General features: G+C 69.8%; 15 protein-coding genes. 8 read left to right on the top strand and 7 right to left on the bottom strand.

The features are described 5' to 3' along the window. Positions 1 to 162: 162 nt before the first annotated feature. From galT to OG510_RS23115, 4 genes are all read left to right on the top strand, one after another. On the top strand, positions 163 to 1272 hold the full coding sequence (galT, locus tag OG510_RS23100) for a galactose-1-phosphate uridylyltransferase (protein ID WP_406139253.1): 1110 nt from the start codon (positions 163 to 165) through the stop codon (positions 1270 to 1272). Continuing rightward, on the top strand, positions 1269 to 2261 hold the full coding sequence (gene galE / locus OG510_RS23105) for a UDP-glucose 4-epimerase GalE (protein WP_406139254.1): 993 nt from the start codon (positions 1269 to 1271) through the stop codon (positions 2259 to 2261). The genes galT and galE overlap by 4 nt, the downstream gene beginning before the upstream one ends. Before the next feature lie 3 nt (positions 2262 to 2264). Then, positions 2265 to 3395: a galactokinase gene (galK, locus tag OG510_RS23110; protein ID WP_406139256.1), complete on the top strand. Its 1131-nt coding sequence runs from the start codon at positions 2265 to 2267 to the stop codon at positions 3393 to 3395. Between the two features lie 211 nt (positions 3396 to 3606). Continuing rightward, on the top strand, positions 3607 to 4371 hold the full coding sequence (locus OG510_RS23115) for a LuxR C-terminal-related transcriptional regulator (protein ID WP_406142495.1): 765 nt from the start codon (positions 3607 to 3609) through the stop codon (positions 4369 to 4371). Here OG510_RS23115 and OG510_RS23120 read toward each other — a convergent pair. After that, on the bottom strand, positions 4333 to 4827 hold the full coding sequence (locus tag OG510_RS23120) for a MarR family winged helix-turn-helix transcriptional regulator (protein ID WP_164267265.1): 495 nt from the start codon (positions 4825 to 4827) through the stop codon (positions 4333 to 4335). The genes OG510_RS23115 and OG510_RS23120 overlap by 39 nt on opposite strands. 103 nt (positions 4828 to 4930) lie before the next feature. Between OG510_RS23120 and OG510_RS23125 the strand changes: the two genes are divergently transcribed. From OG510_RS23125 to OG510_RS23135, 3 genes are all read left to right on the top strand, one after another. Continuing rightward, positions 4931 to 5719 carry a trans-aconitate 2-methyltransferase gene (locus OG510_RS23125; protein WP_406139257.1) on the top strand — a complete coding sequence of 263 codons (789 nt, stop codon included), beginning with the start codon at positions 4931 to 4933 and terminating at the stop codon, positions 5717 to 5719. Continuing rightward, entirely contained in the window at positions 5716 to 6078 is a 363-nt protein-coding gene (locus OG510_RS23130; RefSeq protein ID WP_406139259.1) for a VOC family protein, read from the top strand. Before OG510_RS23125 ends, OG510_RS23130 begins: the two co-directional genes overlap by 4 nt. Before the next feature lie 124 nt (positions 6079 to 6202). Then, positions 6203 to 6832 (top strand): Uma2 family endonuclease, encoded by a 630-nt coding sequence (locus tag OG510_RS23135; RefSeq protein WP_406139260.1) that lies wholly within the window; start codon positions 6203 to 6205, stop codon positions 6830 to 6832. A gap of 17 nt (positions 6833 to 6849) precedes the next feature. Here the strand turns inward: OG510_RS23135 and OG510_RS23140 are convergent, their stop codons facing one another. From OG510_RS23140 to OG510_RS23150, 3 genes are all read right to left on the bottom strand, one after another. Beyond that, a complete protein-coding gene (locus tag OG510_RS23140) occupies positions 6850 to 7452 on the bottom strand; it encodes a Uma2 family endonuclease (RefSeq protein WP_406142496.1) in 603 nt (200 codons plus the stop codon). Positions 7453 to 7566: 114 nt separating this feature from the next. Further along, positions 7567 to 8256 (bottom strand): TetR/AcrR family transcriptional regulator, encoded by a 690-nt coding sequence (locus OG510_RS23145; protein WP_203600799.1) that lies wholly within the window; start codon positions 8254 to 8256, stop codon positions 7567 to 7569. Further along, positions 8253 to 9236, bottom strand: a complete 984-nt coding sequence (locus tag OG510_RS23150; protein WP_406139262.1) for an acyl-CoA desaturase — start codon at positions 9234 to 9236, stop codon at positions 8253 to 8255. Before OG510_RS23150 ends, OG510_RS23145 begins: the two co-directional genes overlap by 4 nt. 245 nt (positions 9237 to 9481) lie before the next feature. Between OG510_RS23150 and ppc the strand changes: the two genes are divergently transcribed. Continuing rightward, entirely contained in the window at positions 9482 to 12217 is a 2736-nt protein-coding gene (ppc, locus tag OG510_RS23155) for a phosphoenolpyruvate carboxylase (protein WP_406139263.1), read from the top strand. Between the two features lie 180 nt (positions 12218 to 12397). On the opposite strand, the gene OG510_RS23160 is transcribed toward ppc, so the two are convergent. The 3 genes from OG510_RS23160 to OG510_RS23170 form a co-directional block, all read right to left on the bottom strand. After that, on the bottom strand, positions 12398 to 12862 hold the full coding sequence (locus OG510_RS23160) for a hypothetical protein (RefSeq protein WP_406139264.1): 465 nt from the start codon (positions 12860 to 12862) through the stop codon (positions 12398 to 12400). A 42-nt stretch (positions 12863 to 12904) separates the two neighbouring features. Next, positions 12905 to 13498, bottom strand: coding sequence for an aminoacyl-tRNA hydrolase (gene pth, locus OG510_RS23165; protein ID WP_164266844.1), 594 nt, complete (start codon positions 13496 to 13498; stop codon positions 12905 to 12907). Positions 13499 to 13669: 171 nt separating this feature from the next. Then, entirely contained in the window at positions 13670 to 14257 is a 588-nt protein-coding gene (locus OG510_RS23170) for a 50S ribosomal protein L25/general stress protein Ctc (RefSeq protein WP_164266845.1), read from the bottom strand. Positions 14258 to 14367: the final 110 nt, after the last annotated feature.

Consider the following 14367-nt stretch of genomic DNA (forward strand, 5'->3'; position numbering starts at 1 on the left):
AAAATTGAACACACGCCTGGTGTTCTTTGTTTGATTGTGATCGGGGTGGTTGGTATGTCCTGATGAAAGCGCTTGCTGCATACGCATTGACTGTTCTGTTGGCTTGTGGTTTGTTGTGTGCGGTTCTGTTTGGGTAGGTAGCAGTGGGCGAGGAGCGCCAGAGTGAAGAAGACATCGACCCGTCTCGCCGACGGTCGTGAGCTGCTCTACTATGACGGCCGGGACGACGTGGTCCGGGACGCCGTGGACCGGCGCCCCCTGGGCCCCGTCGCCACCGACTCCGAGATCCGCACCGACCCGCTGCTGGGCGACGCGGTCGCCATCTCCTCGCACCGCCAGGACCGCACGTACCACCCGCCGGCCGACGAGTGCCCGCTCTGCCCCTCGCGCGACGGACGGCTCAGCGAGATCCCCGACGCGCAGTACGACGTCGCCGTCTTCGAGAACCGTTTCCCCTCGCTCGCCGGTGACTCCGGCCGCTGCGAGGTCGTCTGCTTCACATCGGACCACGACGCCTCCTTCGCCGACCTCACCCCCGAGCAGGCCGGCCTGGTCCTCGACGCCTGGACCGACAGGACCGCCGAACTGGCCGAACTCCCCGCCGTCAAGCAGGTGTTCTGCTTCGAGAACCGCGGCGCCGAGATCGGCGTGACCCTCGGCCACCCGCACGGCCAGATCTACGGCTACCCCTTCATCACCCCGCGCACCGCCCTGATGCTGCGCTCCGCCGAGGCGTTCCAGGAGAGCAGCGGCGGCCGGAACCTCTTCGACGAGACCGTCGCACGCGAAGTGGCCGACGGCACCCGGGTGGTGCTGGAGGGCGCGCACTGGGTCGCGTTCGTCCCGTACGCCGCGCACTGGCCGTACGAGGTGCACCTCTACCCCAAGCAGCGCGTGCCCGATCTGCGCTTCCTCGGCGACGACGCGCGCACAGAGTTTCCACAGATGTATCTGGAACTGTTGAAGCGCTTCGACCGGATCTTCGACGGTGCGGGCGGCGGGAAGGAAGGTGCGCCGGGCGGCGGCAGGGACGGAGCGGGCGAGCCCCCGACGCCGTACATCTCCGCCATCCACCAGGCACCCTTCGGGGAGCTGGACGGATACGGCATCAACCGGGACGAATTCGCCCTGCATCTTGAGCTTTTCACCATTCGCCGCACTTCGGGCAAGCTGAAGTTCCTCGCGGGTTCCGAGTCGGGCATGAACGTCTTCGTGAATGACGTGCCGCCGGAGACCGCGGCCGAGCGACTGCGAGAGGTAGCGAGCAAGTGAGCAAGAAGTACCTGGTCACCGGTGGCGCGGGATATGTCGGCAGTGTCGTGGCCGCCCACCTCCTGGAGGCCGGTCACGACGTGACCGTGCTCGACGACCTCTCCACCGGTTTCCGCGAGTCCGTCCCCGCCGGCGCCGCGTTCATCGAGGGCCGCATCCAGGACGCCGCCCGGTGGCTCGACCCCTCCTTCGACGGGGTGCTGCACTTCGCCGCTTCGTCCCAGGTCGGCGAGTCGGTCGTCAACCCCGAGAAGTACTGGCTGAACAACGTCGGCGGCACCACCGCGCTGCTCGCCGCGATGCGGTCCGCCGGGGTGCGCACCCTGGTGTTCTCCTCCACCGCCGCGACCTACGGCGAGCCCGAGACCGTACCGATCAGGGAGAGCGCGCCCACCGCGCCGACCAACCCGTACGGCGCCACCAAGCTCGCCGTCGACCACATGATCAGCGGCGAGTGCGCGGCGCACGGCCTGGCCGCGGTCAGCCTGCGCTACTTCAACGTCGCGGGCGCCTACGGCACCTACGGCGAGCGCCACGACCCCGAGTCGCACCTCATCCCGCTGGTCCTCCAGGTCGCCCAGGGCCGCCGGGACGCCATCTCCGTGTACGGGGACGACTACCCCACCCCGGACGGCACCTGCGTCCGCGACTACATCCATGTCGCGGACCTCGCCGACGCCCATCTGCTCGCCCTGGACGCGGCCGCCCCGCGCGAGCACCTGATCTGCAACCTCGGCAACGGCAGCGGCTTCTCGGTCCGCGAGGTCATCGAGACCGTACGCAAGGTCACCGGCCACCCGGTCCCCGAACAGGCCGCAGGCCGCCGCGCGGGCGACCCGGCCGCGCTCGTCGCCTCCGCGGACACCGCACGCGAGCGGCTCGGCTGGGCCCCCTCGCGCTCCGATCTGGCCGGGATCGTCTCCGACGCCTGGGCCTTCGCACAGCACATCAGCCAGGACAGTGTTGTCCCGACGCAGGGGAGTTGCTGAGGAATGAGTTTCGAGGAGCTGTACGGAGCGGCGCCCGAGGGCACCTGGGCCGCGCCAGGCCGGGTCAACCTCATCGGTGAGTACACCGACTTCAACGACGGCTTCGTCATGCCGCTCGCCCTGCCGCACACCGCCGTCGCCCAGGTCTCGCGGCGCACCGACGGCGTACTGCGGCTGTACTCGGCGGACATCGAGGGCGGCGTCGTCCAGCTCCGCACCGACGAACTCGAACCGCTCACCAACACCAGCTGGGCGGCCTACCCGGCGGGCGTCGTCTGGGCGCTCCGCGAGGCGGGCCACCCGGTGACGGGCGCCGACATCCACCTCAACTCCACCGTCCCCACCGGCGCCGGACTCTCCTCGTCCGCCGCACTCGAAGTCGTCACGGCGCTCGCCCTCAACGACCTGTACGGACTGGGCCTGGACTGCAACCAGCTGGCCCTGATCGCACAGCGCGCCGAGAACGACTTCGTCGGGGTGCCCTGCGGGGTCATGGACCAGACGGCCTCGGCCTGCTGCGCCGAGGGCCACGCCCTGCACCTCGACTGCCGGGACCACTCGATACGACAGGTCCCCTTCGACCTGGCCGCGCAGGGGCTGCGGCTGCTCGTCGTGGACACCAGGGTCAAACACGCCCTGGGGGACGGCGCGTACGCCGAGCGGCGCGCGGGCTGCGAGGAGGGCGCCCGGATCCTGGGCGTCCCCGCGCTGCGCGACGTGGCGTACGAGCAGCTGCCCGACGCACTGGCCAGGCTCACCGACCCGAAGGTGCGCGGCTACGTCCGCCATGTCGTCTCCGACAACCACCGGGTGGCGCGGACGGTCGCGCTGCTCGACGCGGGCGACATACGCGGCATCGGCCCGATCCTCACCGACGGCCACACCTCGCTCCGCGACGACCTGCTGGTCTCCTGCGAGGAGCTGGACCTGGTGGTGGCGGCGGCGAACGCGGGCGGCGCGCTGGGCGCGCGGATGACCGGCGGCGGGTTCGGCGGCTCGGCCGTCGTACTGGTCGACGAGGTGCACGCGGACGCGGTGGCGAAGGCGGTGACGGAGGCGTTCGCCGGGGCCGGGTACACGGCGCCGCGGATCTTCCCGGCCACGGCATCGGCGGGGGCGCGCCGGGTGGCCTGAGAGGCGGCCACGCGCCGGGTGGCCTGAGAGGCGGCCACGCGCCGGGTGGCCTGAGGGACGGCCGGCCGTAGGTGAGATACCCGGTCACCGGTGGGCGCCCGTCACCCACCGGTGTTCGCCAATCACCGGACGAGTCCGGTGCGCGCCCGTACGCTGAATCAGAGCCACCGGTGGGGGCCGGTGCGCGGGCGTGGGGGTTCCTATGGGTCAGCTGGGTCATATCCGTGTTCTCGTCGTCGACGATCACCGCATCTTCGCCGAATCGCTCGCCGCGGCCCTCGCCGCCGAACCCGACGTGGAGGTCACGGCAGCGGGCAGCGGGCCGGCCGCGCTGCGCTGCCTGGACCGGGCCGCGGCGGACGGGCGCCCCTTCGATGTGCTGCTGGCCGACGCCGACCTGGGCGTCGCCCCTGGGTGGGGCGCCCGCCCGGCCGCCGTCCCCGCCGACGGGGAGAGCGCCCCGGAGGACGGCATCTCGCTGGCCGCGGCGGTGCGCGCGGCCCGGCCCGCGCTGCGCACGGTCGTCCTCGCGGCGCGGGACGACCCCCGCCGGGCCGCGCTGGCGCTCCGGACGGGGGCTTCGGGGTGGGTCGCCAAGGACTGTTCGCTGCAGCGCCTGCTCGCGGTGGTACGGGGCGTCCTGCGGGACGAGACACATCTGCCGCCCGCACTGCTCACCGGCGTCCTGCGGGAGCTGACCCTGGCCCACCGGCACCGCTCCGAGGGCGAGCTGCTGGTCGAGGCGCTGACGCCCCGGGAGCGCGAGGTGCTGCGGTGCATGGTCGCGGGCCTGGGCCGCAAGGCGGTGGCGGAGCGGCTCTTCCTCTCCCCGCACACCGTCCGTACCCATATGCAGAACGTGCTGGGAAAGCTCGGAGTGCACTCCACACTGGCCGCGGTCGCCCTGGCGAGACGGGCGGGTGTCGGGCCGGCGGAGTTAGGGGATGTTGTCGAACGGGGCGGTCAACTGGCGTAGCAGGCTGGCCAGTTCGCCGCGCTGGGTGCGGGAGAGCTCGGCGAGCAGGGCGCGCTCCTGGGCGAGCAGCCCGGCCAGTGCCTGGTCGGCACGGTCGCGCCCCTCGTCGGTCAGCCGCACCAGCACTCCGCGCCGGTCGCTGGGGTCGGGCAGCCGCTCGACGAGTCCCTTGGTGGCGAGCCGGTCGATGCGGTTGGTCATGGTGCCCGATGTGACCAGGGTCTGGGTCAGCAGCTGTCCGGGGGAGAGCTGGTACGGGTCGCCCGCACGGCGCAGCGACGTCAGGACGTCGAACTCCCAGGGCTCCAGACTGTGCTCGGAGAACGCGAGCCGGCGGGCGCGGTCGAGATGGCGCGCCAGCCTGGATACGCGGCTCAGGACCTCAAGTGGTTCCACGTCGAGGTCGGGGCGCTCGCGACGCCATGCAGCTACCAGCCGGTCGACCTCATCCTCCATGTGGATCAGTGTAGAGGGTCTGTCGACATGAAGTCTCTTGGTATCGACTATCTCGACGACAACTATCTTGACATCGAGAGAGTTTCGGGGGAATGCTGACTCCATGACCGCACCCACCTGGGATCCGCGCCAGTACCTGCGCCACGCGGACCACCGCACCCGCCCCTTCCACGACCTCCTCGCCCGTATCCCCGGCACCCCGGCCACCATCGCCGACCTCGGCTGCGGCGCAGGAAACGTCACCGCCCTGCTCGCCGACCGCTGGCCGAACGCCCGGATCACCGGCTTCGACAACTCCCCGCAGATGCTGGCGGAGGCCCAGCGGTACGCGGGCCCCCGCCTCGGCTTCGCCCCCGCGGACGCCACCACCTGGACCCCGGCCGAACCGTACGACCTGCTCGTCTCCAACGCCCTGCTCCAGTGGGTCCCCGGCCACGCGGACCGCTTCCCCGACTGGCTCGACGCCCTCGCCCCCGGCGCCACCTTCGCCTTCCAGGTGCCGGGCAACTTCACCGCACCCAGCCACACGATCCTCGCCGCACTGCGCGAATCCCCGCGCTGGAAGTCCCGGCTCTCCGGCGTCGGAGACCGTACGGGAGCGGTCCTGGAGCCCGCCGCCTACCTCTCCCGCCTCACCGGTCTCGGCTGCACCACGGACATCTGGGAGACCACCTACCTCCAGCTCCTCACCGGCGACGACCCGGTCCTCGACTGGGTCAAGGGCACCGCCCTGCGCCCCGTACTCACCGCGCTCGCCGACGACGAGGAGGCCACGACCGCCTTCCTCACCGAATACCGCGACCTGCTCCGCGAGGCATACCCGCCGGGCCCGCACGGCACGGTCTTCCCGTTCCGCCGCATCTTCGCCGTCGCACGCAAGGAGACCCGATGATCACCGCCTTCGACCACATCCAGCTCGCCGCCCCACCCGGCACCGAGGACGCACTCCGCGCCTACTACACACAGGCGCTCGGCATGACGGAGATCCCCAAGCCCCCGGTCCTCGCCGCGCGGGGCGGCTGCTGGTTCCAGACGGGCCCGGTCCAGCTCCACCTCGGCATGGAAGAGGACCACCGCCCCTCGGCGAAGGCCCACCCGGCGCTGCGCGTCACCGGCATCGAGGCGTACGCGGAACGGCTGAAGTCACACGGCGCGAAGGTGAAGTGGGACGGCGACCTGCCGGGCCACCGCCGCTTCTACTCCTGGGACCCGGCCGGAAACCGCATCGAATTCCTGGAGCCGGTGGCCTGACCTCACCCTTTCGGATGATCGGACAGCATCCCGTGCGCACCGGGGTACCGCGCTGCCTAACTTGGCGGTGTCGCTTGTGCCGCTGTGGCGCCCGCGCCCACACTGATGGAGGAGGTGCTTCACGATGACCGCTCTCGCACACGAGGTTTCCCCGGCTGTGGACGACGACCCGGTCTCCGACCTGGACGAGGTCCTCTGGCAGGCGTGGAAAGCCATGGATCTCCCCGAGGGCTACCGGGCCGAGATCATCGAGGGGTCCATCGAGGTGTCACCTACTGGCCGCCGCCGTCATGGCGTGCTCATCGGACGAATCCGCCGAGCGCTGGATGCTCACCTGGCAGGTGGAGACCACGGAGAAGTTGTCCACCACGACGTCAACGTGATCCATCACCGAAAATCGTGGATCCCGGACCTCTTCGTGGGGCCGCTCGATCTGGACGAGATCCCGGACGAGGACGGCCTCGGAGTCGATGCCGCCGGAGTGTCCGCGGTCATCGAGGTGGTCTCACCCGGCAGGCAGAACGAGCAGCGGGACAGGATCCGCAAGCGCCGCGAGTACGCACGCGCGGGCATCCCGCTCTATGTTCTGGTGGACGACCACGACGGCGACGGCACGGTCGTCCTGCTGACCTCGCCCGACGCGAAGAAAGCCGTCTACACGGACGAACACCGCGTCCCGTACGGCACGGACGCGGTGATCCAGGAGGGCCCGGCGAAGGGCTTCGCCATCGGCGAGGACATCACCAGGGCCTGACGCCCTTCCCGAGCCGGTCAGAGCTCCTTGAGCGCGTCCAGCGTGATGTCGATGTCGATGTCGTACGGGACGCCGACCTTGAGCTGGTCGTGGTGGATGCCGGACAGCCCGTACGTCTTGGACAGCGGGTCGAGTTCATAGACGCGCACGACAGGGTGCTGGTTGGCGCCGGCCATCTCGACCAGCCAGAAGTACGGGATGCCGGCTGCCGCGTACTTGTGCGGCTTGGTGTCACGGTCGCGCGACTCCGAGTCCGGAGAGACCACCTCGACGGCGAGAAGGACATCGGCAGCCTGGAACCGGGTCTGATCAAGGCCCGTCACCGCTTCGGCACGGACGATTGAGACGTCCGGTTCGGGGCCGTTGCGCCGGTCCAGGACCACGGTCATCTCGCGCCGGGCTTTCAGTTCCGGCGGAACTGTGCGGCGCAGCCCAGTCATCAGCAGGTCGATCATCGTGCTGTGGAAATCCCGCTGGGGACTCACGAAAACCAGGCTCCCGTCGATCAGCTCTGTATGCGGCGGGAGATCGGGCAGCGTGAACAGGTCGTCCACGGTGTAGCCGTCCTGCGGCGGCACCGGCCAGCGGCAGCTTGATCCGGCGATCGGCTCGGCGGTCATGATTCCTCCCATGCGGGGATTCTCGGCCTGCCCTCTCACGGTAGCGGGCGGAATCCCGAAGGGTCATCACAGCGAGTGACGGACCGCCCCTCGTTGTCCGCCTGATCCGGACCATCAGCCCTTCCGATGGCCTATGAGCCGAGGTTTCGGTTCCAGGCCGTCCAGGCCGTGCCACGCCAGGTTCACCAGATGCGCCGCCACCTCCGCCTTCGGGGGCTTGCGGACGTCCAGCCACCACTGGCCCGTCAGCGCCACCATGCCCACCAGCGCCTGCGCGTACAGCGGCGCCAGCTTCTGGTCGAAGCCGCGGGCCTTGAACTCCATCCCCAGGATGTCCTCCACCTGGGTGGCGATATCGCTGATCAGCGACGCGAACGTACCCGTCGACTGGGCCACCGGAGAGTCCCGCACCAGGATGCGGAAACCGTCCGTGTACTCCTCGATGTAATCCAGCAGCGCGAAAGCCGCCTGCTCGCACAGCTCACGCGGGTGGCCGGCCGTCAGCGAACCCGTCACCAGGTCGAGCAGCTGACGCATCTCACGGTCGACCACCACCGCGTACAGGCCCTCCTTGCCGCCGAAGTGCTCGTACACCACCGGCTTGGACACCCCGGCCTTCGCCGCGATCTCCTCCACCGACGTGCCCTCGAACCCCTTCTCGGCGAAGAGGGTGCGGCCGATGTCCAGCAGCTGCTCGCGGCGTTCCTTCCCGGTCATACGGACCCGGCGCGCACGCCGGGCCGCGGGCGGGCGGTTCTTGCCACCGCTGGTACTGCTGCCTTCGATCGCCACGTCTGTCATCATGCCGTTTCTGTGAGCTCGCTCTTGCGCCGGGCATCGATCCGGGAAGCCGAGGGCCAGCGCACGTCGTACGCCCAGCCCAGCTGCTCGAACCAGCGGATCAGACGCGCGCTGGAGTCCAGCTGGCCGCGCAGGACACCGTGCCGGGCGGACGTCGGGTCCGCGTGGTGCAGGTTGTGCCAGGACTCCCCGCAGGACAGGATCGCGAGCCACCACACATTGCCCGAGCGGTCACGCGACTTGAACGGCCGCCTGCCCACCGCGTGACAGATCGAGTTGATCGACCAGGTGACATGGTGGAGCAGCGCCACCCGCACGAGCGAACCCCAGAAGAACGCCGTGAAAGCGCCCCACCACGACATCGTCACCAGACCGCCCACCAGCGGCGGGATCGCCAGCGACACAGCCGTCCAGTAGATGAAGTTCCGCGAGATCCAGCGGATCGCCGGGTCCTTGACCAGATCCGGGGCGTACTTGCCCTGCGGGGTCTGCTCCTCGTCGAACATCCAGGCCATGTGCGCCCACCACAACCCCTTGAGCAGGGCCGGGAAGGTCTCGCCGTACCGCCACGGCGAATGCGGGTCGCCCTCCGCGTCGGAGAACTTGTGGTGCTTGCGGTGATCGGCCACCCAGCGGACCAGCGGCCCCTCGACGGCCAGCGAACCCATCATCGCCAGCACGATGCGCAGCGGACGCCTGGCCTTGAAAGCACCATGCGTGAAATACCGGTGGAAACCGATCGTGATGCCATGGCAACCGACGTAGTACATCACCACGAGCAGACCCAGATCGAGCCAGCTCACACCGCCCCAGCTCCAGGCCAGCGGCACCGCCGCGACCAGAGCGAGAAACGGCACGATGATGAAGAGCAGCAGACCGAACTGCTCCACGGAACCTTTGCTGTCCCCGCCCAGCGTCGCGGAGGGGATGGCGGGTCCTGTCGGGGTCTGGGCGTCGTCGATCAGATCGGGACCAATGGTCATAAGGACGTCCCCCGTGGGGTGAGGAATGCGGCTGATGCCCGGCTACGGTTCCGTAACCTACGGCCTCGTAAGTATGTCAGCGAGCAGCCTCGCGGCAAGAGGGCCGTGGACGCCCCGGCGAGCCGGACAACCGGACACCTATCCTGTGTGCGTGTCGTCGGACAGCGCGGTCCGTTCTGTGACTTCTGGGAATGACACCCAGACCCCCTTTGCCAGTCGTGCCAACACTGCAAGGAGCCGCACCTGTGAGCAGTGCCGACCTGACCCCCAACCCGACCGCCAGCCCCGAGCTGCGCGCCGATATCCGCCGTCTCGGTGATCTGCTGGGCGAGACCCTCGTACGCCAGGAGGGCCCCGAACTCCTCGAACTCGTCGAGCGCGTCCGCGCCCTCACCCGCGAGGACGGCGAAGCAGCCGCCGAGCTGCTCGGAGACACCGACCTGGAGACAGCGGCCAAGCTGGTGCGCGCCTTCTCCACCTACTTCCACCTGGCGAACGTCACCGAGCAGGTACACCGCGGCCGCGAGATGCGCGCCGTACGGGCCGCCGAGGGCGGACTCCTGGCCCGCACCGCGGACCGGCTCAAGGACGCCGACCCCGACCACCTGCGCGACACCGTGCGCAACCTCAACGTACGGCCCGTCTTCACCGCACACCCGACGGAAGCCGCACGCCGCTCCGTACTGAACAAGCTGCGGCGTATCGCCGAACTGCTGGAGACACCCGTCATCGAGGCCGACCGGCGCAGGCACGACCTGCGCCTCGCCGAGAGCATCGACCTCATCTGGCAGACCGACGAACTGCGCGTCGTACGGCCCGAACCCGCGGACGAAGCGCGCAACGCCATCTACTACCTTGACGAACTCCACGCGGGCGCCGTCGGCGACGTCCTCGAAGACCTCGCCGCCGAACTCGACCGCGTCGGCGTCGAGCTGCCCGCGGGCACCCGCCCGCTGACCTTCGGCACCTGGATCGGCGGCGACCGCGACGGCAACCCCAACGTCACCCCCGCCGTCACCTGGGACGTGCTGATCCTCCAGCACGAACACGGCATCACCGACGCCATCGACCTCGTCGACTACCTGCGCGGCCTGCTCTCCAACTCCATCCGCTACACCGGCGCCACCCAGGAACTCCTCGACTCCCTCCAGCTCGACCTGGAACGCCTCCCCGAGATCAGCCCCCGCTACAAGCGCCTCAACTCCGAAGAGCCCTACCGGCTCAAGGCCACCTGCATCCGGCAGAAGCTCGTCAACACCCGCGAACGCCTCGCCAAGGGCACCCCGCACCGCGTCGGCCGCGACTACCTCGGCACCTCCGAGCTCCTCAGCGACCTCACCCTCATCCAGGCGTCACTGCGCGACCACCGCGGCGGACTCTTCGCCGACGGCCGGATGGACCGCACCATCCGCACCCTCGCCGCGTTCGGCCTCCAGCTCGCCACCATGGACGTACGCGAACACGCCGACGCCCACCACCACGCACTCGGCCAGCTCTTCGACCGGCTCGGCGAAGAATCCTGGCGCTACGCCGACATGCCCCGCGAATACCGGCAGAAGCTCCTCGCCAAGGAACTCAGGTCCCGGCGCCCGCTGGCCCCCAGCCCCGCCCCGCTCGACGCCGACGGCGAGAAGACACTCGGCGTCTTCCACACCATCAAGCAGGCATTCGAACGCTTCGGCCCCGAAGTCATCGAGTCGTACATCATCTCGATGTGCCAGGGCGCCGACGACGTCTTCGCCGCAGCCGTACTCGCCCGCGAAGCCGGACTCCTCGACCTGCACGGCGGCTGGGCCAAGATCGGCATCGTGCCGCTCCTCGAAACCACCGACGAACTGCGCGCAGCCGACGTCATCCTCGACGAAATGCTCGCCGACCCCTCCTACCGGCGCCTCGTCGCCCTGCGCGGCGACGTCCAGGAGGTCATGCTCGGCTACTCCGACTCCTCCAAGTTCGGCGGCATCACCACCAGCCAGTGGGAGATCCACCGCGCCCAGCGCCGGCTGCGCGACGTCGCCCACCGCTACGGCGTACGGCTGCGGCTCTTCCACGGCCGCGGCGGCACCGTCGGCCGCGGCGGCGGCCCCTCCCACGACGCGATCCTCGCCCAGCCCTGGGGCACCCTCGAAGGCGAGATCAAGGTCACCGAACAGGGCGAGGTCATCTCCGACAAGTACCTCGTGCCGTCCCTGGCCCGCGAGAACCTCGAACTCACCGTCGCCGCCACCCTCCAGGCATCCGCGCTGCACACCGCGCCCCGCCAGTCCGACGAGGCACTCGCCCGCTGGGACGCCGCCATGGAGGTCGTCTCCGACGCCGCGCACGCCGCGTACCGCAAGCTGGTCGAGGACCCGGACCTGCCGACGTACTTCCTCGCCTCCACGCCGGTCGACCAGCTCGCCGATCTGCACCTCGGCTCCCGGCCCTCCCGCCGCCCCGGCTCGGGCGTCTCGCTCGACGGACTGCGCGCCATCCCCTGGGTCTTCGGCTGGACCCAGTCCCGCCAGATCGTCCCCGGCTGGTTCGGCGTCGGCTCCGGCCTCAAGGCCCTGCGCGAAGCCGGACTCGACACCGTCCTGGACGAAATGCACGAACAGTGGCACTTCTTCCAGAACTTCATCTCCAACGTCGAGATGACCCTCGCCAAGACCGACCTGCGGATCGCCAGGCACTACGTCGACACCCTCGTGCCCGACGAACTCAAGCACGTCTTCGCCGACATCGAGGCCGAACACGACCTGACCGTCCGGGAAGTCCTGCGCGTCACCGGCGGCCAGAAGCTCCTCGACTCCCACCCGGTGCTCCAGCAGACCTTCGGCATCCGGGACGCCTACCTGGACCCGATCTCCTACCTCCAGGTATCCCTGCTCGCCCGCCAGCGCGCAGCGGCCGAACGCGGCGAAGAAGCCGACCCGACCCTCGCACGGGCCCTGCTCCTCACCGTGAACGGCGTCGCGGCGGGACTGCGCAACACAGGATGAGCCACCACGGGCCGGGGCGCCGGACACCTGTCCCGCGCCCCGGCCCGTGACCTGTGGTGGTGCCACCCGGCGGCACCACAGGCATCCGCGCACCCGAGGCGCACCCGACCGGCGCACTCGCCCCGCGCACCCGAGGCGCGCCCGCCCCGCGCACCCGAGGCGCACTCGACCGGCGCGCCCTCACAGCGCCACGAACGCCGCCACCAGCAGCCCGGCCCCCGCGACCCCCGTCGCCCACCCCGTACGCGTCATCCGCAACCCGCCCCCGATCACCAGCGCCGCCAGCAGCAACGCGCCCCCCAGCGGCACCCACGCGTGCAACGCACCCGCCCAGCCCGTCCGGATCGCCTCATCACTCCCGGGACGCACCACCACAGGCAGCCGCTCACCCTTGTCCGCGGCCGTCGACCTGTCGATGACCAGACCGCTGTGCGCGGCCGAACCCGCCGCCGGCGCAAACGAACCCGAACACACGCCCTTGGAACACGAGGCGACCGTCAGCGTCCCGTGATCACGGCCCTTCGCCAGAAGCACATGCTGCGCCGTGCCCCACGAGGACCAGAAACCGGCCACCAGGATCAGCACCGCGACACAGCCCATGGCTGCCCGGCGCGCGTACAGCAGGACGCCGTGACTCCGCTTCATGGGGCGCGATCCTTGGCCATCGGACCACGCCAGGTCAACCCGTCAGGAGTTGTACGTGGTCTGCGCCCGGTCGAGACCCTCGATGATCAGCGCCTCCACCGCGTCCGCCGCCCGGTCCACGAAGTACCCCAGCTCCTTGCGTTCCGCCGACGAGAAATCCTTCAGCACGAAGTCGGCGACCTGCATCCGGCCCGGCGGCCGGCCAATACCGAACCGCACCCGGTGATAGTCAGGACCCAGCGACTTCGTCATCGACTTCAGACCGTTGTGCCCGTTGTCCCCGCCGCCCAGCTTGAGCCGCAGCGTCCCGTAATCGATGTCCAGCTCGTCATGGACAGCGACGATGTTCGCCGTCCCCACCTTGTAGAAATCGCGCAGCGCCGTGACCGGACCACCCGAGAGATTCATGTACGACATCGGCTTGGCCAGCACCACCCGCCGGTTGCCGGGCCCCGGCGGACCCAGCCGGCCCTCCACCACCTGGGCGCGCGCCTTGTGCGCCTTGAACCGGCCCCCGATGCGCTCGGCCAGCAGATCGGCCACCATGAAACCCACATTGTGGCGGTTGGCCGCGTAGTCGGGACCAGGATTACCGAGGCCCACGATCAGCCAGGGAGCGGTCGGGTCGGGCGTCATCTGCACGTCTCCATCTGCACGTGTCCGACTCCCGGCGAAGCCCGGTGAAGCCGGTGAACAGCCAGCCGCCGCCCGCGCCTTACGGCACGGACGGCGGACTCGGACACACTCCGGGACCCACGGCCCCGGGACCCGCCGGAACAACCGGCGGAAACACACTCAGCGCGAGGCTCAGGCCTCGGCGCCCTCGGCCGCCTCGGCCTCGGCGGTCGGCTCCTCGGCCTGCGCGGCCACGACCTGGATGACCACCGCGTCCTCGTCGGTCGCGAGAGTCGTGCCGGCCGGCAGCGGAACATCCTTCGCCAGGATCGAGTCGCCCGCGTCCATGCCCGCGACCGAGACGGTGACCGACTCGGGGATGTGGGTGGCCTCGGCCTCGACCGTCAGCGTGTTCAGCACGTACTCCAGCAGGTTGGCGCCCGGCGCCAGGTCGCCCTCGGCGTGCACCGAGACCTCGACCGTGACCTTCTCGCCCAGCTTCACCGCGAGCAGGTCCACGTGGGTCAGGTTGCGCTTGATCGCGTCACGCTGGACAGCCTTGGGGATGACGAGCTCGGTGCGGCCCTCGATGTCCAGACGCAGCAGCGCATTCGCGGTCTTGAGCGCCATCATCAGCTCGTGGCCCGGCAGGGTGACGTGCACGGTGTCGGCACCGTGGCCGTAGATGACCGCGGGAACCTTGTTCTCACGACGGATCTGGCGGGCAGCGCCCTTGCCGAACTCGGAACGGACTTCAGCGGTGAGCTTGACCTCAGCCATGTGGCACTCCTCGGAGGTGACGAAAACGGATGGGTCACCCGGCCACGTATCGCGGCCTGCTACGAAGAGCGCGTCGATAACGGAGTCCCGTACCCATGAGTACGGCCTCC

This window comes from Streptomyces sp. NBC_01089 (assembly GCF_045162975.1).
Taxonomy (GTDB): Bacteria; Actinomycetota; Actinomycetes; order Streptomycetales; family Streptomycetaceae; genus Streptomyces.